General features: G+C 73.1%; 19 protein-coding genes. 10 read left to right on the forward strand and 9 right to left on the reverse strand.

What is annotated here, in order from left to right:
* The first annotated feature begins 122 nt into the window (after positions 1-122).
* From O7607_RS16925 to O7607_RS16935, 3 genes are all read left to right on the forward strand, one after another.
* A complete protein-coding gene (locus tag O7607_RS16925; protein WP_269704160.1) occupies positions 123-1376 on the forward strand; it encodes a DEAD/DEAH box helicase in 1254 nt (417 codons plus the stop codon).
* A gap of 269 nt (positions 1377-1645) precedes the next feature.
* Positions 1646-1795: a hypothetical protein gene (locus tag O7607_RS16930; protein ID WP_269704161.1), complete on the forward strand. Its 150-nt coding sequence runs from the start codon at positions 1646-1648 to the stop codon at positions 1793-1795.
* 52 nt (positions 1796-1847) lie between these two features.
* A complete protein-coding gene (locus O7607_RS16935) occupies positions 1848-2360 on the forward strand; it encodes a GNAT family N-acetyltransferase (protein ID WP_269704162.1) in 513 nt (170 codons plus the stop codon).
* 10 nt (positions 2361-2370) lie between these two features.
* Here the strand turns inward: O7607_RS16935 and O7607_RS16940 are convergent, their stop codons facing one another.
* Genes O7607_RS16940 through O7607_RS16955 form a run of 4 tightly spaced genes read right to left on the reverse strand, consistent with a single transcriptional unit; the run spans position 2371 to position 5530 of the window.
* Complete coding sequence (locus O7607_RS16940) at positions 2371-2814, reverse strand: RrF2 family transcriptional regulator (RefSeq protein ID WP_269704163.1); 444 nt, start codon at positions 2812-2814, stop codon at positions 2371-2373.
* Positions 2815-2818: 4 nt separating this feature from the next.
* Positions 2819-3703, reverse strand: a complete 885-nt coding sequence (locus tag O7607_RS16945) for an ABC transporter permease (protein ID WP_269704164.1) — start codon at positions 3701-3703, stop codon at positions 2819-2821.
* Positions 3693-4472: an ABC transporter ATP-binding protein gene (locus O7607_RS16950; protein ID WP_174533937.1), complete on the reverse strand. Its 780-nt coding sequence runs from the start codon at positions 4470-4472 to the stop codon at positions 3693-3695. The genes O7607_RS16945 and O7607_RS16950 overlap by 11 nt, the downstream gene beginning before the upstream one ends.
* A complete protein-coding gene (locus O7607_RS16955) occupies positions 4469-5530 on the reverse strand; it encodes an ABC transporter substrate-binding protein (protein WP_269704165.1) in 1062 nt (353 codons plus the stop codon). Before O7607_RS16955 ends, O7607_RS16950 begins: the two co-directional genes overlap by 4 nt.
* A gap of 147 nt (positions 5531-5677) precedes the next feature.
* On the opposite strand from O7607_RS16955, the gene O7607_RS16960 reads away from it, so the two are divergent.
* The 3 genes from O7607_RS16960 to nudC are packed head-to-tail and all read left to right on the forward strand — an operon-like array spanning position 5678 to position 9272.
* On the forward strand, positions 5678-6988 hold the full coding sequence (locus O7607_RS16960; protein ID WP_269704166.1) for a M16 family metallopeptidase: 1311 nt from the start codon (positions 5678-5680) through the stop codon (positions 6986-6988).
* Entirely contained in the window at positions 6985-8328 is a 1344-nt protein-coding gene (locus O7607_RS16965; RefSeq protein ID WP_269704167.1) for a M16 family metallopeptidase, read from the forward strand. The genes O7607_RS16960 and O7607_RS16965 overlap by 4 nt, the downstream gene beginning before the upstream one ends.
* Entirely contained in the window at positions 8325-9272 is a 948-nt protein-coding gene (gene nudC, locus O7607_RS16970) for an NAD(+) diphosphatase (RefSeq protein ID WP_269704168.1), read from the forward strand. The genes O7607_RS16965 and nudC overlap by 4 nt, the downstream gene beginning before the upstream one ends.
* 156 nt (positions 9273-9428) lie before the next feature.
* Here nudC and O7607_RS16975 read toward each other — a convergent pair whose 3' ends face one another.
* From O7607_RS16975 to O7607_RS16985, 3 genes are all read right to left on the reverse strand, one after another.
* Positions 9429-9698 (reverse strand): hypothetical protein, encoded by a 270-nt coding sequence (locus O7607_RS16975; RefSeq protein ID WP_269704169.1) that lies wholly within the window; start codon positions 9696-9698, stop codon positions 9429-9431.
* Positions 9699-9895: 197 nt separating this feature from the next.
* Positions 9896-10135, reverse strand: coding sequence for a DUF397 domain-containing protein (locus tag O7607_RS16980; protein WP_269704170.1), 240 nt, complete (start codon positions 10133-10135; stop codon positions 9896-9898).
* Between the two features lie 71 nt (positions 10136-10206).
* Positions 10207-11187: a helix-turn-helix domain-containing protein gene (locus O7607_RS16985; RefSeq protein ID WP_269704171.1), complete on the reverse strand. Its 981-nt coding sequence runs from the start codon at positions 11185-11187 to the stop codon at positions 10207-10209.
* A gap of 204 nt (positions 11188-11391) precedes the next feature.
* Between O7607_RS16985 and O7607_RS16990 the strand changes: the two genes are divergently transcribed.
* The gene (locus tag O7607_RS16990; protein WP_269704172.1) at positions 11392-12645 is read left to right on the forward strand and encodes an MFS transporter; all 1254 of its coding nucleotides are present in this window, start codon (positions 11392-11394) and stop codon (positions 12643-12645) included.
* Positions 12646-12702: 57 nt separating this feature from the next.
* Here the strand turns inward: O7607_RS16990 and O7607_RS16995 are convergent, their stop codons facing one another.
* Positions 12703-12945, reverse strand: a complete 243-nt coding sequence (locus O7607_RS16995) for a mycoredoxin (RefSeq protein ID WP_018784736.1) — start codon at positions 12943-12945, stop codon at positions 12703-12705.
* A gap of 91 nt (positions 12946-13036) precedes the next feature.
* On the opposite strand from O7607_RS16995, the gene O7607_RS17000 reads away from it, so the two are divergent.
* From O7607_RS17000 to O7607_RS17010, 3 genes are all read left to right on the forward strand, one after another.
* On the forward strand, positions 13037-15160 hold the full coding sequence (locus O7607_RS17000) for an ATP-dependent DNA helicase UvrD2 (RefSeq protein WP_269704173.1): 2124 nt from the start codon (positions 13037-13039) through the stop codon (positions 15158-15160).
* Positions 15161-15289: 129 nt separating this feature from the next.
* Positions 15290-15544 carry a hypothetical protein gene (locus O7607_RS17005; protein ID WP_082931090.1) on the forward strand — a complete coding sequence of 85 codons (255 nt, stop codon included), beginning with the start codon at positions 15290-15292 and terminating at the stop codon, positions 15542-15544.
* A 129-nt stretch (positions 15545-15673) separates the two neighbouring features.
* Entirely contained in the window at positions 15674-16039 is a 366-nt protein-coding gene (locus O7607_RS17010) for a WhiB family transcriptional regulator (protein WP_091422217.1), read from the forward strand.
* Between the two features lie 339 nt (positions 16040-16378).
* Here the strand turns inward: O7607_RS17010 and O7607_RS17015 are convergent, their stop codons facing one another.
* Positions 16379-17725: an ABC1 kinase family protein gene (locus O7607_RS17015; protein WP_120573255.1), complete on the reverse strand. Its 1347-nt coding sequence runs from the start codon at positions 17723-17725 to the stop codon at positions 16379-16381.
* Between the last annotated feature and the right edge of the window lie 8 nt (positions 17726-17733).

The raw sequence follows: 17733 nt of genomic DNA on the forward strand, positions 1-17733 counted from the left end.
CCCGCCTCTGCCGGGCCGGCCCGTCCCTTTCGGTTCGTGCTTGTGACCACCGGTGACGCCGGTGACGCGCCGCAGCCCGGCGCCCTTCCTCGACACGTGCCGCCTCGAGGAAGGCTGTCCGCATGACCACGACCCTGCCCACGTTCGCCGCCACCGGCCTGGCTCCGGCGCTCGTCTCCGAGCTGGCCGCCCAGGGCATCTCCGCGCCGTTCCCGATCCAGGCGGCCACGCTGCCGGACTCCCTGGCCGGCCGGGACGTGCTCGGCCGGGGCCGTACCGGCTCCGGCAAGACGCTCGCGTTCGGGCTGCCGCTGCTGCACCGTACGGCCGGTCGCCGGGCCCGCCCGGGCCGCCCGCTCGCGCTGGTGCTCGTACCCACCCGGGAACTCGCAGCGCAGGTCACCGCCGCACTCACCCCGTACGCGGCCACGCTCGGCCTGCGCTGCGCGACTGTGGTCGGCGGGCTCTCGCTGGGCCGCCAGGCGGCCGCGCTGCGGGCCGGCGCCGAGGTGCTGGTGGCCACGCCGGGCCGGCTGCACGACCTGATCGACCGCGGGGACGCCCGGTTGGACCAGGTGACCATCACCGTGCTGGACGAGGCCGACCAGATGGCCGACATGGGCTTCCTGCCGCAGGTGACGAAGCTGCTGGAGCAGGTCGCGCCGGGTGGGCAGCGGATGCTCTTCTCGGCCACCCTGGACCGGGGCGTGGACCGGCTGGTCCGCCGCTTCCTGACCGACCCGGTGACGCACTCCGTCGACCCGGGCACCGCCACCGTCACCGCGATGACCCACCACGTGCTGCACCTGGAGGCGGACGACAAGCAGGCCGCGCTGGCGCACATCGCCGCCCGCGAGGGCCGCACGATCGTGTTCATCGCCACCAAGCACCGCGCCGACCGGGTGGCCCGGCAGTTGCTCGCCAAGGGCGTACGCGCGGCGGCGCTGCACGGCGGCAAGTCGCAGCCGCAGCGCACCCGCATCCTGGAGCAGTTCCGCACCGGCCAGGTCACCGCGCTGGTGGCCACCGACGTGGCGGCCCGGGGCATCCACGTCGACGGGCTGGACCTGGTGGTCAACGCCGACCCGCCCGCCGAGGCCAAGGACTACCTGCACCGGGGCGGCCGGACCGCGCGGGCCGGCGAGTCGGGCACCGTGGTCACGCTGGTCCTGCCGGACCAGCGCCGCGACGTCGCCCGGCTGATGAGCACCGCGGGCATCAACCCCAAGACCACGCGGGTACGCCCCGGCGACAGCGAGCTGAGCCGGCTCACCGGCGCCCGGGAGCCGTCCGGCGTGCCGGTGACCATCGCCGCGCCCGCCGCCGCGCACCCCGCCCCGGCGACCCGGCCCCGTCGGCGCCCGCGTCGCCGCTGACCGCGGCCCGTCGTCCGACCGGCCGCCCGTCCGGTCGGACTTGTGTTTGTCCGGGCCGGGCCCGGGCGGCCCGCGCCTGACCGGCCTCGCCTCCGACCGGCCGGGCGTTCGCTCCTGAGTCGGGAATCAGTCTCTGTTCGGTCGGCTGCCCGACTGCCCGACCGGAATCCGGCGGCGATGCTGTCGCCCGGGGGACCGGTCGGGGGGTCGACCGGACGCGGAGGGAGCGGTTCATGGCGGGGGAGACCGGATCGGGCGGAGCACGGGAAGTGCTGCTGGTTCTCGCGGTGGCGGGGGCCGGCCTGGCGCTCGCCGCGGTGGCCGCGTTCGGGCCCTGGCAGCCGTCCGACGACAGCCCGCGGGACCGGGGCGCGGCCCGCAGCTTCACGCCTGGGATGAGCGCTCCGCACACTCAGTAGCCGCACCGAAGAGGGGCGGTGTCGGACCCGGACGGCCGCCTACGATGCGACGGTGCACCCGCCGCTCACCGTTCGCCCGGCCCGGGCCGAGGACGCCGCCGGTATGGCGCGCGTCCATGTGCGGTGCTGGCAGGAGACGTATCGCGGGCTCATGCCGGACGCGGTGCTCGACGATCCGGGCCTCCCGGCCTTCCGGGAGCGGTTCTGGACCGCCGCGTTGACCGACGAGCGCTACCGCGAGAACCGGGCGGCGGTGGCCGAGCGGGGTGGCGAGCTGGTCGGGATCGCGATGTCGGGCCCGCCGCTCGATGCCGAGGCGGCGTGGGCGCGGCAGTTGTACGTCCTCTACGTGCACGCGGCCGACCACGGCACCGGCGCCGGTCCGGCGTTGTTGCGGGCCGTCCTCGACCCGGCGGAGCCGGCGGCGCTGTGGGTCGCCGACCCCAACCCCCGTGCCCAGGCGTTCTACCGCCGGCACGGCTTCGTCGCCGACGGGACCACGCAGGTCCAGGACGGCGTACGCGAGATCCGCATGGTCCGCGAGGCGCAGCCGCCGGCCCGGTGACGGACGCGCGTCAGGGCGCCGTGGCCCGGTCGCTGAGCAGGTCGGCGAGCGTGGTCCGGTCCACGACCAGGGCGATCGCGCCGTCCACAGCCAGCCACACGTCCCGCAGGCCGGTGGCCACGCCGTGGTAGCCGGCCCGGTCCGCGGGAATGCCCCGGACGCTCGTGATCGCGCCACCGACCGCGCGTAGCACGTCGCCGACGCTGATCTCGTCCGGCGGGCGGGTCAGCGCGTACCCGCCCTCGGTGCCGCGGTGGCTGTGCAGGAGTCCGGCCCGCCGCAGGTCGAGCAGGATGCCCTGGAGGAAGCTGAGCGGGATGTCCTGGCTCTCGGCCAGGCTCGCCGCCTTGACCAGCTCGCCGCCGCCGGAGGCCGGGTCGCCGGTGGTGGTGGCGGCGTCGGCGACGGCGAGCATGGCCCGGAGCGCGTAGTCGGCGCGCGCGGAGATGTACACGACGTCAGTTGCCGGCCTGGTCCAGCACGCCCCAGCGGCGACGGATCGCCTTGTCGGCGGCCCCGAACGCGGTGTCCACGAGCAGGCCCACCACCAGGATGACGATCATGATGGCCATCAGGCGGGGCGCCTCGCTCAGCTCGCGTGCGTACGTGAGTTGAGCGCCGATCGAGGTGCGGGTGGCGATGACCACCAGCAGCTCACCGGCCATCAGGCTGCGCCAGGCGAACGCCCAGCCCTGCTTGAGTCCGGCCACGATGGCGGGTAGCGCGGCCGGCGCGATCACGTACCGGTAGAGGTTGAGCCCGCGCGCGCCGAGGTTGCGGCCGGCGCGGACCAGCAGCGGCGGCACGTAGTCCACGCCGTGGATGACACCGTTGGCGACCGACGGCGCGGCGCCGAGCACCACCACGAAGAAGATCGCCTGCTCGCTGAGCTGGAACAGCAGGATGGCCAGCGGGAACCAGGCGATCGACGGCATGGTCTGCAACGCGGTGATCATCGAGCCGAGCGCGGCCCGGAGCACCTTGACCCGGGCCACCGCCAGGCCGAGCAGCAGGCCGACCGCGACCGCGGCGGCGAAGCCGACGGCCGCCCGCCGGGCGGTGGTGGCCAGGCCCTCCCAGAGCGCCGAGCTGAGCGCGTACTCCCCGAGGTCGCCGAAGACCACTGCCGGGCCGGGCAGCGCCCACGGCTCCTTCCACCCGGACCAGACCACCGCCTGCCAGATCGCGACGGCGAGCGCGAGCGCGGCGAACTTGGGCCAGGTGGCCGACCACAGGCGACGGACCCGGGACGGGCCCTTCTCCCGGCCGGCGATCTCCAGCGCGTCGAGTCCGGAGATCTCCGCGTCGGTACGCGCCGACCCGGACAGGGTGTCACTGGCCATGCCGGCCCACCTCCTTGCGCAGCCGGTCGGTGACCTCGGCGGCGATGGCCGAGACCTCCGGCGAGTCGATCCGCCGGGGGCGCGGCACGGCGACCTCGGTGGAGTAGATGATCCGGCCGGGCCGGCTGGAGAGCAGCACGATGCGGTCGGCGAGCCGGGCCGCCTCCCGCACGTTGTGCGTGACGAACAGGACGGTGAGCTTGCGCTCGGTCCAGATCCGCTCCAGCTCGTCGTGCAGGATGTCGCGGGTCATCGCGTCCAGCGCGCCGAACGGCTCGTCCATCAGCAGCACCGGCGTCTCCAGCGCGAGCGTGCGGGCCAGCGCGACCCGCTGCCGCATGCCGCCGGAGAGCTGGTGCGGCCGCTTGCGGCCGAACTCGGACAGGTGGACAGTGCGCAGCAGCTCGGCCACCCGCTCCTTGCGCTGGTCGCGGGGGAGTCCGCGCAGCTTCAGCGGCACCTCGACGTTGCCCTCGACGGTGAGCCACGGGAACAGCGCAGGCTCCTGGAACATGAGTCCCGGGTTGACGCCCTCGCCCAGCTCGATCGTGCCGCCGCTGGCCCGGTCCAGCCCGGCGACCAGGTTGAGCAGCGTGCTCTTGCCGCAGCCGGACGCGCCGACCATGCAGACGAACTCGCCCGGCGCGACGTCCAGCGACAGCCCGTCCAGGGCCAGGACCGCCTGCTCGCCCTGGCCGTACACCTTCGTCACGCCGCGCAGCGCGACCGAGCCGGTCGCGCTGCGCGGGGTCGTGGTCGTCGACGTCACGGCTGGCTGACCTCGGCCTTGCCCTGCGCCTTGAGCACCTCGTTCAGGTACTTGAGGTCGTAGAGGCCGTTCAGGTCGACCGGCTGGGTCAGCCCGACCGCGACGGCGTGGTCCAGGCCGGTCTTCAGCGAGGCCGGGATCGGGTCGTTGGTGAACTCCAGCGTCGGCCAGGCCTGCTTGATCAGCTTGAGGTCCAGCGGCTTGCCGGTGATCTTGCCGATGTGGTCGGAGATGGCCTGCTGCGCCTCGTCCGGCTTGGTGTTGACGAACTCGTTCGCCGCGACCTGGCCCTCGACCAGCTTCTTCACCACGTCCGGGTGCGCCTTGAGGAACTTGGTGCTGACCAGCAGGTTGGTGATGACGAACTTCTTGTCCGGCCACAGGTCACGCTCGTCGACGAGCACCTTGCCACCGGCGTTGACCAGCCGGGAGACGAACGGCTCGGGCACCCACGCGCCGTCGATGGCGCCGCTGCCGAACGTCTCGATCGTCTGCGCGTTCTCCTGCGGCACGATCTTGACGTCGCCGCCGCCCTCCTTGGTGGTCTCCAGGCCCTTCTCCTTGAGCCAGAAGCGCAGCGCCACGTCCTGGGTGTTGCCGAGCTGCGGGGTGGCGATCTTCTTGCCGCGCAGCTGCTCCACCGAGGTGATGCCGGGCTTGACCACGAGCGCGACGCCGCCGGACGCGGCGCCGGAGATGACCCGGACCGCCTCGCCCTTGGACTTCGAGAAGGCGTTCACCGTCGGGTTCGGGCCGATGTACGTGGCGTCGAGCGCGCCGGAGAAGACGGCCTCGATGGCGGCCGGGCCGGCGTTGAACGTCTTGGTGTCCAGCTCGACGTGGCTGCCGAGCTTCTCCTTGAAGATCCCCTTCTCCACGCCGACCACGGCCGGGGCGTGCGTGATGTTGGGGAAGTAGCCCAGGCGCAGCGTGACCGGGCCGGACGCGGCGCCGGCGTCGCTGTCCTCGCCGCAGGCGGCGGTGGTGCCGAGCGTGGCCGCGCCGACCGCGGCCAGGGTCGCCAGGGTGACCAGGCGGCGCAGGGGAAGCCCTCTCATCGAATGTCCAATCCGCAGTATTCCTATTTAGTTGGTAGGAAGACTGGGGCAAGCGGCCCTCGGCGTCAAGACCCGTCCCGCAACGTCCACCGTTCGGCCAGGGCACACCGGCGGTAGAGCGGGTACCGAGGCGCTAGTGTCGATCTCGTGCCGACGCGGAGAGCGAAGATCCCAGCGACGAAGTACCCGGTCGAACGGTTCACCCTCGACAACGGCCTGCGTGTGGTGCTCACGCCGGACCGCAGCGCCCCGGTCATCGGGGTCGCGGTGGTCTACGACGTCGGCATCCGCTCCGAGCCGGAAGGGCGTACCGGGTTCGCCCACCTCTTCGAGCACCTGATGTTCCAGGGCTCGGAGAACCTCGAGAAGCTGGCCCACTTCCGACACGTCCAGGGCGCCGGCGGGACGTTCAACGGCTCCACCCACCTGGACTACACCGACTACTTCGAGACGCTGCCCGCGAACGCGCTGGAACGGGCGCTGTTCCTCGAGGCCGACCGGATGCGCGGCCCGCGGCTGACCGAGGAGAACCTGCGCAACCAGGTCGACGTGGTCAAGGAGGAGATCCGGGTCAACGTGCTGAACCGGCCGTACGGCGGGTTCCCCTGGCTGACGCTGCCCCCGGTGATGTTCGACACCTTCCCCAACGCGCACGACGGCTACGGCTCCTTCGTCGACCTGGAGTCGGCCACCGTGGCAGACGCCGCCGACTTCTTCCGCCGCTACTACGCCAGCGGCAACGCCGTGCTCGCGGTCAGCGGCGACATCGACGTGGCCGAGGCGACCACGCTCATCGAGCGGCACTTCGGGGACGTGCCGGCCCGGCCCGCGCCGCAGCGGCCCGACTTCGCCGAGCCCGACCTGACCGCCGAGCGGCGCAGCACGTACACCGACGCGCTGGCCCCGCTCCCGGCGGTGGCCGGCGCGTGGCGGGTGCCCGACCCGGTCAGCGACTTCGCCGGCTACCTGCCGTACGTGGTGCTGGCCGAGGTGCTCACCGACGGCGACGCCTCCCGGCTGGTCGAGCGGCTGGTGCAACGCGACCGGTCGGTCACCAGCCTCGGCGGGTACCTCGGTTTCATGGGCGACCCGTTCGACGTCCGCGACCCCACCGCGCTGCTGCTCCAGGCGCACCTGCCGCCCGGCGGCGACGTGGACAAGGTGCTGCGCACGATCGACGAGGAACTGGACCGGCTGGCGACCGACGGGCTGACCGAGGGGGAGCTGGCGCGTACCCAGGCCCGGATGGCCACCCACCTGCTGCGCGACACGGACGCGGTGCTCGGCCGCGCGTTGCGGATGGCGGTGCTGGAACAGCAACGCGGCGAGCCCGGCCTGCTCAACGACCTGCCCCGGCTGGTCGGCGAGGTGACCGAGGAGCAGGTCCGCGCGGCCGCCGCCACCCTGCGGCCCGAGCGCCGCGCATCCGTCGAGGTCGTCGCCGGAGGAGCCCGATGAGCACGAGTACGACCGCCGCCGCCACCGTCCGGCCGCTGCCGGCACTCGGCCCCAACCGCCGCCTCAAGGTGCCCAAGCAGGCCGAGCGCACGCTCGCCAACGGACTCACCGTGATCGCGGTACGCCGTTCCTCCGTGCCGCTCGTCGAGCTGCGACTGTGGATGCCGTTCGGGCGTACCCACCTGGCCCGCGGCGCGATGCTGGCGCAGACCATGCTCTCCGGCACCGAGGCGCACAGCGCCACCGAGCTGGCGGCCGAGCTGCAGAAGGTCGGCGGCGGGCTGACCGCCGGCCTCGACCCGGATCGGCTGATGCTCTCCGGCGCGGGCCTGGTCACCGGGCTGGACCGGATGCTGGAGCTGCTCGCCGAGGTGCTCACCGGCGCCACCTACCCCGCCGACTGGGTGGAGACCGAACGGGACCGGCTGGTCGACCGCATCCAGGTCGCGCAGAGCCAGCCGTCGCACCTGGCCCGCACCGCGCTGCTCAAGCGGGTGTACGGCCGGCACCCGTACGCGGTGCAGACGCCCGACCCGGACCAGGTCCGGGCGGTCCGCCCGGCCGCGTTGCGCCGGCTGCACGCCGAGCGGGTACACCCGGCCGGCGCGGTGCTGGTGCTCGTCGGTGACGTGGCGCCGGAGCGGGCGCTGGACGCGGCCGAGAAGGCACTCGCCGGGTGGCGCGGTGACGGCCACGTCGCCGAGCTGCCGCCCGCGCCGCCGCTGGAGCCCGGGCCGCTGCTGCTCGTCGACCGGCCGGGCTCGGTGCAGTCGTCGCTGCGTCTCGCGCTGCCGGCGGTGCCGCGTACGCACCCGGACCACGCCGCGTTGCAGCTCGCCAACCTGATCTTCGGCGGCTACTTCTCGTCCCGCTGGGTGGAGAACATCCGCGAGGACAAGGGCTACACGTACGGGCCGCACTCGCTCGTGGAGCACTCGGTGGCCGGTTCGCTGCTCGTCGCCGGCGCCGAGGTGGCCACCGAGGTGACAGCGGCGGCGCTGGTGGAGACGACCTACGAGCTGGGCCGCCTGGCGACGGTGCCGCCGAAGGCCGACGAGCTGGAGCAGGCCCGCCAGTACGCGCTCGGCACGCTCCAGCTCGGCATGTCCACCCAGGCCGGTCTCGCGTCGCTGACCAGCGCGTACGCCGGCAACGGGCTGCGGCTTGACTTCCTCGCCGAGCACGCCGCCCGGCTGGCCGCCGCGACCGTGGACGACGTGACCGAGGTGGCCGCCCGCTACCTGGCCCCGGCCCGCGCGGTCACCGTCGTGCTCGGCGACGCCGAGCGGGTGGCCGACTCGCTGGCCACGCTGACACCGGTGCGTACGGAATCGGCATGAGCGGCGAGTCCGCCCCGCCGCTGGCCCGCTCGACGCTCGACCGGGCCGCGCACCGGCGTACCGATCCGGGCTGGCTGACCGAGGCGTGGGAGCGGGCGCGGGTGCTGGTGCTCGACTCCGCGGCCGAGGGGCGGGCGCTGGTCCGCGGCTCGGCGACCCCGCCGGAGCTGGTCCTGGTCGGCCCCGGTGAGCTGGCCGAGGTGCCCCGGTCGGTGCCGATGTTCCTCGGCGTCGAGCCGGACGGCGTACCCGTCTTCGCGGTGGACGGGCCGCTGCCGGCGCTGCCGGACACCCGCCCGGCCCACCTGCGCGAGGTCGGCCACCTGATGACCGACCGGGACGCGGGCCTGTTCACCACCGCGCTGGCGCTGCTCAACTGGCACCTGCGGCACGGCTACTCGTCGACGACGGGCAAGCCGACGAGCGCCGACGAGGCCGGCTGGTCGCGGATCGACCCGGACGGCGGCCGGGTCTGGCCGCGTACCGATCCGGCCATGATCGTGCTGGTGCACGACGGGGTGGACGGGCCGGACGGCCGCTGCCTGCTCGGTAACAACGCGGCCTGGCCGCGCACGCCGGGCCTGCGCCGCTACTCCTGCCTGGCCGGATACGTCGAGCCCGGCGAGTCGGCCGAGGCCGCCGTGCTGCGCGAGGTCCGCGAGGAGGTCGGCGTCCCGGTCGAGGAGATCGCGTACGTGGGCAGCCAGTCCTGGCCGTTCCCCGGCTCGCTGATGCTCGGCTTCCTGGCCCGCGCCGACGCGGACGCGCCGATCCGGGTCGACCTGGCCGAGATCGCGCACGCGCGCTGGTTCACCCGCCGGGAGATCGGGGCGGCGCTCGCGGACGAGCCGGTGCCGGTGGGCGGGGGAGACCGGCTGATCCTGCCGCCGCCGTCGTCGATCGCGTTGTTCCTGGTGCACCGCTGGCTCGACGGTCACTGCTGACCAGCTGACCGGCCGCCGCCCACGGGTGGACGCGGCCCCGACCCGGACCGTCGTTGCCGCGACGATCGCGGGCCGGGAACACGTGCCGTCACGGCCGGGTGAGGCGGGAAAGCGGCGGGGGAGGCCGGTCCGGCCACGACGGACGTCAGCGTCCGGTCATCCACCGTCCCAGCGGTACGGGTGCCCGGGGGCGGCTTCCTCGATCGGCAGCACCTTGACCCGGTGCCGGCCCGCGCGTACCGCACCGACGGCGGACAGTGCGCGGGCGAGAAGGAGTGCGGCGTCCCGGTCCTCGGCGTGGACGACCTGGCGGCGGGGCTCCGGCGTGCTCGTCTCGTCACGCAGCCGGCCCCCGCCCGCCCAGGCGGCGGCGATGTCGGCGTCGGCGACGGAACGGATCTCGGTGCGGACGATCAGGAACCGCATGGTGTCCCCCGGACAATCGGCGGTTACACGCTGGAACTTCCACGTCACTCCCGCGTCATGTTACGCCGATGTTTACGCCCGGCAAGGGGAACGCGCCAGCTCGACCGATCGGGGGATCCCAGGTCAGCACCGTTGTCGGGGATGGACATGCGCGAGGGGCCGCCGGCTCGCGCCGACGGCCCCCGTGATTCGCCGGATCAGTCCAGATCGAACTGGCCGCTCTTCGTGCCGGCGAGGAAGCCGAGCCAGCCGGCCCGGTCGAACAGCAGGACCGGGCCGCTCGGGTCCTTGCTGTCCCGCAGCGCCACGGTGGCCGGCCCGGAGCCGAGCGGCGCGACCTCCACGCAGTTGGAGGTCTGGCTGCGGGTGCTCTTGCGCCAGGCGGCGCCGGCGAGCCGTCCCGAGAGTGTGGTCGTGCTGGTGCGGATCTCGTTCATGGTGCTTGCTCCTGGTGAGGTGCTCCGATGGGACCGAGCGACGCCGGAGCGCGGGCGGTGTCCGTGCCGGATCACCGTTCCGTGGTGAGGCGCCCCGAGTCCCGGCGACGCTGGGCCGGCGCCGTTGCCGGCCCGTACGCCACCGTGGACTCGACTGCCGTGCCGGTCAGCCGTCCCGTCGCCTCGATCAACCAGGAGAGGGTGTCCGATGCGGAGAGTGCCGACGAGCATAGCCACTCGAACACCACTTTATAGCGATTTAGGGTGTTTGCCTCGGTCGACATGACGTCGGTGAACCCACCTTCGATGGCGAGTGTCTCCGGATCGAGGGGATCGGCGAACCGATAGACCGAGAACGCGGTCGGCGGAAGGTACCAGTCACCGACCCGGGTGTCCCGCAGCAGCAGACGCAGCGTCACGTTCGGCAGCAGCGCCATCTCGCACAGGTGGACGAGCTGCTCGTGCAACACCTCCGGCGGCCCGGCCCGGCGGCCGAGCGCCGCCTCCTCCAGCACCGCCGTGTAGCGGGGCACGTCCGGGGAGCGGGTCAGCAGGGACTGCCGGGCCTGCCGCGCGCGTACCTCGGTCTCCGGATCCTCGCCGTCCGGGTCGCCGGCCTCGGCCGCGACCTGCGCGGCGGACATGATCCGGTGCCGCGCGTACCCCGGCGTCTGCAACAGCCCCGGCACCAGCACCGGGTTGTACTCGGAGATCTCCGCGCAGCCCGCCTCCAGCTCGGCGAAGGCGCGCTGCTGCTGGGTCATCACGGGGAAGTTGCGCAGCCAGCCGCGCATGTCGCCGGCCTCGTGGGTGATCCCGGTCAGCTCCGCGCGCTGCTCCTCGTCGGCGCCGTAGAGCGTCAGCAACACGTCCACGTCGTCCGGGTCGGGACGGCTGCGGCCGTTCTCCAGGCGGGACAACTTGGATGCGGAGGCCCAGCCGATCCGCTCGATGACCTGGTCACCGGTCAGACCGGCCTGTTCGCGGAGCCGACGCAGCTCGGTGCCGAGTCGACGACGGCGCAGAATCGGGCCTGGTACGGCAGGAGGCACGGCGTCCTCTTTCCCGTCGACCGCCGCTTGACGCGACGGTAACTGTATGAAATTCGCCCCCCACGGTCAGTATGGACGGCGCGACCGGCGTCGGAGGTTCCGGTACGGGCGTGTCACGAGACAAAAAGAGGACCGTGGAGGGTGACTTTCGCCAGCGCCCGCCCCCGACGCGCCCTGGTGGCGCACCCCCGCCGGAGGGAACCGATGCGCACCGTCCTGCGCCGCCCCGACTTCCGTCTCCTGTTCGCCGCGCTCGTCGCGAGCATGGCGGCGGAGTCGGTCCTGCTGCTCGCCCTGGCCGTCTGGGTCAAGGATCTGACCGGTTCGGACAGCATGGCCGGGGCGACGATCTTCGCGGTCATCGCGCCGATGGTGCTCGCCCCACTCGTCGGCTGGGTGGTCGACCGCTACCGCAGGCGACCCTTCTTCATCGCCGCCAACCTGGTCGCGGCGGTGCTGCTCGGCCCGCTGCTCACCGTCCGGGACCGGTCCGACGTCTGGGTGATCTACGTGGTCGCCGCGTTCTATGGGCTGTCGTACATCACCCTCACCGCCGTACTCAACGGACTGATCCGGCATCTGGTTCCGGCCGAGCTGCTGGCCGACGCGAACGGGCTGCTCCAGACCGTCCGGCAGGGCCTGCGGCTGATCGGGCCGCTGGCCGGGGCGGGCGTCTACGCCGCCGTGGGCGGCTGGCTGCTGGTGCTGCTGGCCATGACCGGTTTCCTGACCGCGGCGGCGGTGGTCGTGCGACTGCGCGTGGAGGAGCGCACACCGTCGCGCCCGGGTCGTCGCGGGCCGTCCGAACTGGGCGCGGGGCTGCGCCACCTGACCAGGGAGCCGGCGCTGCGCCGGGCGCTGCTCGGGTACGGACTCGGTTCGCTGGTGATGGGCTTCACCGAATCGCTGATCTTCGCGTACGTCGATCTGGGCCTGCACCGCGACGCCGCGTTCGTCGGCGTGCTGGTCATGGTGCAGGGCGTCGGCGGGCTGGTCGGCGGCCTGTTGTCGGCCGCCGTGGTCCGCCGGTTCGGCGAGGTCGGCGCGCTCGCCGCGGGCGTGACGTTCTTCGGACCGGCCGCGCTGGCGCTGGCGTACCCCCGGTTGTGGCTCGGGGTGGTGGCGCTGCTGCTGGCCGGCCTGTCGCTGCCGCTGACCATGGTGGGGTTGAACACGCTGATCCAGCGGCGGACGCCGCCGCGGCTGCTGGGCCGGGTCACCGCCGCGTCCGAGGCGCTGGTCAGCGGGCCGCAGGCGCTCTCCATCGGCACCGGCGCGCTGCTCGTCGGCGTGTTCGACTACCGGCTGCTGTTCGCCCTGGTGGGGGCCGTCACCACGGCGGCCGGCCTCTACCTGTGGCGGGGCCGCGGGCTGACCACGCCGGTCGCGGCGACGGTCCGGATCCCGGCGCCCCGGAAACCGGCCGACGACGGGGTGTTCAGCCGCGGCGGGTCCTGAACGACGACGAGCGGCCGTACCCGGATCGGGGACGGCCGCTCGTGGCGTCGCGGGAGATCAGCCGGGCAGCGCCGCGAGGTGCTGCTTGACCTGGGTGATCGAGGGGTTGGTCAGGGCGCTGCCGTCGGCGAAGCGCAGCGTCGGGACGGTCTGGTTGCCGCCGTTGACGCTCATCACGAAGTCCGCGGCCGTCGGGTCCTGCTCGATGTCGACCACCTCGTACGCGATGCCTTCCCGGTCGAGCTGCGACTTCAGCCGGTGGCAGTAGCCGCACCACGGGGTGGAATACATCGTCAGCATGGTCCGATCCTCCAAGGGGTGACTCGCGCCCGGTCCGATCAGGCCAGGCTAACCGCTGCAACGTCACACGATGCTGGGATGATTCCCTGCTGTGGGCGTTCACTCAGCGGCGGAACGGGTGCTGGCCGGGCTGGATCCGGAGCAGCGGTCCGCGGTGACCGCCCCGGCCGGCCCGGTCTGCATCCTGGCCGGCGCCGGCACCGGCAAGACCCGGGCGGTGACCTCGCGGATCGCGTACCGGGCGTTGACCGGCGACATCGCCGGCCGGCATGTGCTGGCGGTCACGTTCACCGCCCGCGCCGCCGCCGAGATGCGCAGCCGGCTCGGCACGCTGGGGGTGCAGGGTGTGCAGGCGCGTACGTTCCACGCCGCGGCGCTGCGCCAGGTCCGCTACTTCGCGCCCCGGCTGCTGGCCGGGCGGGCCATGCCGGAGCTGCTGGACAGCAAGGTGCGGGTGGTCACGCTGGCCGCCGCCAAGGTCGGCCTGCGCGCCGACCGGGCCGCCGCGCGGGACCTGTCCGCCGAGATCGAGTGGGCCAAGTCGTCGCTGGTCGAGCCCGGGGAGTACGTGGTCGCCGCGGCCAAGGCGCTGCGCGAGACGCCGTACGAGCCGGCCCGGGTGGCGGACGTGTTCGACGCGTACGAGCGGCTCAAGCGCGGCAACGGGGTGATCGACTTCGAGGACATGCTGCGCGCCGCCGTCTGGGGCATCGAGGAGCACCCGGACGTCGCCGAGCAGGTGCGCAACCAGTACCGGCACTTCGTGGTCGACGAGTACCAGGACGTCAACCCGCTCCAGCAGCGGCTGCTGGAGGCGTGGCTGGGCGGCCGTGACGACCTCACAGTGGTCGGCGACGCCAGCCAGACGATCTACTCGTTCACCGGTGCCACCTCGTCGTACCTGGTCGACTTCCCCCGGCTGCACCGCGGCGCGACAGTGGTCCGGCTGGTCCGCGACTACCGCTCCACCCCGCAGGTCGTCGGCCTGGCAAACGCGGTGATCTCGCAGGCGCGGGGCACCGAGGCGCGGCTGCGGCTGGAGTTGCACGGCCAGCGCCGGCCCGGCCCGGAGCCGGACCTGCGGATCTTCACCGACGAGCCGGCCGAGGCGAACGCGGTCGCGGCGCGCTGCCGGGCACTCGTGGCGGGCGGCACGCCGGCGCGGGAGATCGCGGTGCTGTTCCGCACCAACGCGCAGTCCGAGGCGTACGAGAAGGCGCTCTCCGAGGCCGGGGTGCCGTACGTGCTCCAGGGCGCGGAGCGGTTCTTCGAACGGCCCGAGGTGCGCCAGGCGATGATCGCGCTGCGCGCCGCCACCCGGTCGGCCGACGCCGGGACCCCGCTGCAGGCCGCCGTGGTCGAGGCGCTCACCGCCGTCGGCTGGGCGCCCGACGCGCCCCCGCCCGGCGGCGCCGCGCGCGAGCGGTGGGAAGCGCTCGCCGCGCTGGTCCAGCTCGCCGAGGAGTACGCGGCGCAGGCCGAGGAGGAGCCCGGCCTGACCGGGTTCACCGAGGAACTCGCCCGGCGGGCCGCCCAGCAGCACGTGCCCACGGTCGAGGGCGTCACGCTCGCGTCGCTGCACTCGGCGAAAGGGCTGGAGTGGGACGCCGTGTTCCTGGTCGGGCTGGCCGAGGGCACGCTGCCGACCACGTACGCGAAGACCATGGAGCAGGTCGAGGAGGAACGGCGACTGCTCTACGTCGGGATCACCCGGGCCCGGGAGTGGCTCTGGCTGTCGTACGCCACGGCACGCTCGCCGGGTGGCCGGGCCCGGCGGCCGTCGCGGTTCCTGCCGCAGCTCGACCGGTCCGGCGGTGGTGAGCGGGCCGGCGGCACCGGCCCGGCGCGGCGGGCCGAGCGGCGGCGGCCGCAGGTGGTCTCCTGCCGGATCTGCGGCGCCACGCTGCTCGCCGGCGCGGACCGCAAACTGGGCCGCTGCCCGACCTGCCCGTCGGACATCGACGAGGAGCTGTACGAGCGGCTGCGCGAGTGGCGGCAGCGGGTCGCGGGCGCGCAGAAGGTACCGGCGTACGTGGTCTTCACCGACGCCACGCTCACCGCGCTGGCCGAACGGAAGCCCGGCCGCACCGAGGAACTGGTGGCGATCGCCGGGATCGGGCCCCGAAAAGTCGGTCTTTACGGGGATACGGTGCTCGCCCTGGTGGCCGGTGCCACCGTGGACGACGTCTGCCCACAGAAAACTTCTGAAAACTAGCCGTAAATCGTTTGCCCTCGCCCGAGGGCGAGGAATAGCCTCATGACACACCTCGCGAGCGGCGCCGTTCTGGCTGCTCAAGAGGGATGAGTCCACGGTCGGCACGAGGAGAGTAGGGAGGTGGCACCAGTGAAGATCTTCAACTACGAGCGTCTCGCGGCGATGCCGTCTGCCGTCGCTCCGCTGTCGGCCGTCCGGGTGGCCCTCGCTGCTCGACCGTCGGCTCCGCAGGTGCACCAGGTCCAGGTTCAGGCCGAGCTGAACCTGACCGTTGCGCCGATCGCCGGAGTCGAGGGGACCAGTGGCTTCGCGGGCAAGGGCATCGATGGCGCCAAGAAGCGCACGGATGTCCGCGGCGTTCCACCTCGAGGTAGACCGGTCTGATCCATCAGACACCGGCTCACCTCGAGGCCGCGGAACCCGCTACCGGGATCCGCGGCCTCAGTTTTTGCCCCGCCGAAGTACGTCGGAATGCGATCCACGAGATCGAAGTGAGAGAGAGGTGACCGGAGGATGAGTCTGGCGTTGGCCCCACTCGACGTGAGCGTCGAGGTGGAGGCGAACCTGCCCTGCCGGAAGTTCGACCCCGACCTGTGGTTCTCCGACTCGCCCGCCGAGCTGGAGCTGGCCAAGTCGCTCTGCGGGGACTGCCCGCTGCGCGTCGAGTGCCTCGCCGGTGCGGTCGAGCGAGCCGAGCCCTGGGGCGTCTGGGGCGGCGAGATCTTCGAGCGTGGCGCGGTCGTCCCGCGCAAGCGGCCCCGTGGCCGTCCGCGCAAGGAGGACCTCGCCCGTGACGCGCAGCTCCGGGTCGAGGCGGAGGCGCGACTGGCGGCCAGCGGGCTGTCCGAGTCGCGGAACTCCGTCCGGCTGGCAGCCTGACACACCTACGTTCCGAGCCCGAACCGATGCCGGTGTCCCTCCACCGGCCGACCTGAGAGAGAAATTCTGATGCTGAACCTGCCGAACGGATTCGAGATGCAACTACTCCACGAAGCGTTGTCCAGGGCCCGAATGCGCCGGCCTCAGGCCGGTCGCACCACCACGAGCACTGAGGCAACCCGTTCCGCCCGTACCGTCGCCATGCGGAGTCGCAGCCAGTCGGCTCGCGACCTGGGCGTCCTGTAGAACGATCGAGCAAGAGAGGGGCGGTGACCTGTCGGTCACCGCCCCTCTCGCTGTGCTCACTCGCTCGCCGGGCCGCTCGTGGCCGGCTTGCGCTCAGGCCACCGGCGCGAAGCCGGGCAGCCAGCGTTCCAGGATCGACCGGTAGGACGCCTTCGCCTCCAACTGGCAGAGCACCCCGATCGACCCCAGCGTCACCCGGTGGATCATCAGGTACGACGGGGGCAGGTTGAGCTGCCGGCTGAGCTGGTAGGCGGGGGAGCGAGGGCTGGCCAGCCGGGTCGCCTCGCCGCGCAGCCAGGCCCGGGTGAAGCGGAACTCGTCCGCCGCGATCGGTTCCAGCATCGGCCGGAGGAAGTCGAGCACCGCCGGGGCGTCGATCGACTCCGTGCGGCTGACGAAGCCCTCGGCGCGCAGCCCCTCCACCACCGCGTCGGCGTCCCCGCGCAGCGCCAGCGCCGCGATCCGGCCGATCGGCTCGGGCGTGCCCTGTGGCATCCGGGCCACCGCCCCGAAGTCGATCACGCCGAGCCGGCCGTCCGGGAGCAGCCGGAAGTTGCCCGGGTGCGGGTCGGCGTGCAGCAGCCCGGCCCGCTCCGGCGCGGACAGGTGCAGCTCGGCCATCAGCCGGCCGGCCTCGTCGCGCTGCTCCTCGGTGCCCTCCCGGATGATCTGGGACAGCGGGATGCCCTCCACCCACTCGGTGATCAGCACCCGCGGCGCGGCGTCGAGCACCTCCGGGATGAAGATGTCCGGGTCGTCGGCGTACGCGGCGGCGAACGCCCGCTGCGACTCCGCCTCCAGTTCGTAGTCCAGCTCCTCGGTGATGCGCTCACGCAGCTCGGCCAGGAGCGGCTTCACGTCCAGCCCCGGCTGGATGGCCCGGAACATGCCACCGAGCCGGGAGAGCTGCTTGAGGTCGGCGAGCAGCGCGTCACCGGCACCCGGGTACTGGATCTTCACGGCCACGTCCCGGTGCCGGGGGCCGCCCGCCGCTTCGTACCCCGGATCGCGCCAGACCGCCCGGTGCACCTGGCCGATGCTTGCCGCGGCGGCCGGGGTGTCGTCGAATTCGACGAACCGGTCGCGCCAGTCCGGGCCGAGCTGCTCGGCGAGCACCTTGTGCACCGTCGCCGCCGGCAGCGGCGGCGCGGCCTCCTGGAGCTTCGTGAGCGCCTGCCGGTAGGGCGCGGCCACCTCCTCGGGCAACGCCGCCTCGAACACCGACAGGGCCTGGCCGAACTTCATCGCCCCGCCCTTGAGCTGCCCGAGCACGCTGAACAGCTGCTCGGCGGTGCGCTGCTGGATCTCGGCGGAGATGACGTCGGACGCGAGGCCGGTCACCCTCTTGCCCATGCCGAGAACGGTTCGACCGGCGAACCCGAGCGGCAGAGCGGCGAGTTTGGCGGTGCGGGACACGGCCCGGCGCGGGATGTCGGTCACCCGGCCAT

It is taken from the genome of Micromonospora sp. WMMA1949 (assembly GCF_027460145.1).
Taxonomy (GTDB): Bacteria; Actinomycetota; Actinomycetes; order Mycobacteriales; family Micromonosporaceae; genus Micromonospora.

Excerpts from the sequence above, each read along its gene's own strand:
- O7607_RS16990 (WP_269704172.1), top strand. The coding sequence starts at position 11,392 with ATGCGCACCGTCCTGCGCCGCCCCGACTTCCGTCTCCTGTTCGCCGCG.
- nudC (WP_269704168.1), top strand. The coding sequence starts at position 8,325 with ATGAGCGGCGAGTCCGCCCCGCCGCTGGCCCGCTCGACGCTCGACCGG.
- O7607_RS16980 (WP_269704170.1), bottom strand. The coding sequence starts at position 10,135 with ATGAACGAGATCCGCACCAGCACGACCACACTCTCGGGACGGCTCGCC.
- O7607_RS16965 (WP_269704167.1), top strand. The coding sequence starts at position 6,985 with ATGAGCACGAGTACGACCGCCGCCGCCACCGTCCGGCCGCTGCCGGCA.
- O7607_RS16995 (WP_018784736.1), bottom strand. The coding sequence starts at position 12,945 with ATGCTGACGATGTATTCCACCCCGTGGTGCGGCTACTGCCACCGGCTG.
- O7607_RS17010 (WP_091422217.1), top strand. The coding sequence starts at position 15,674 with ATGAGTCTGGCGTTGGCCCCACTCGACGTGAGCGTCGAGGTGGAGGCG.
- O7607_RS16975 (WP_269704169.1), bottom strand. The coding sequence starts at position 9,698 with ATGCGGTTCCTGATCGTCCGCACCGAGATCCGTTCCGTCGCCGACGCC.
- O7607_RS16955 (WP_269704165.1), bottom strand. The coding sequence starts at position 5,530 with ATGAGAGGGCTTCCCCTGCGCCGCCTGGTCACCCTGGCGACCCTGGCC.
- O7607_RS16945 (WP_269704164.1), bottom strand. The coding sequence starts at position 3,703 with ATGGCCAGTGACACCCTGTCCGGGTCGGCGCGTACCGACGCGGAGATC.
- O7607_RS16925 (WP_269704160.1), top strand. The coding sequence starts at position 123 with ATGACCACGACCCTGCCCACGTTCGCCGCCACCGGCCTGGCTCCGGCG.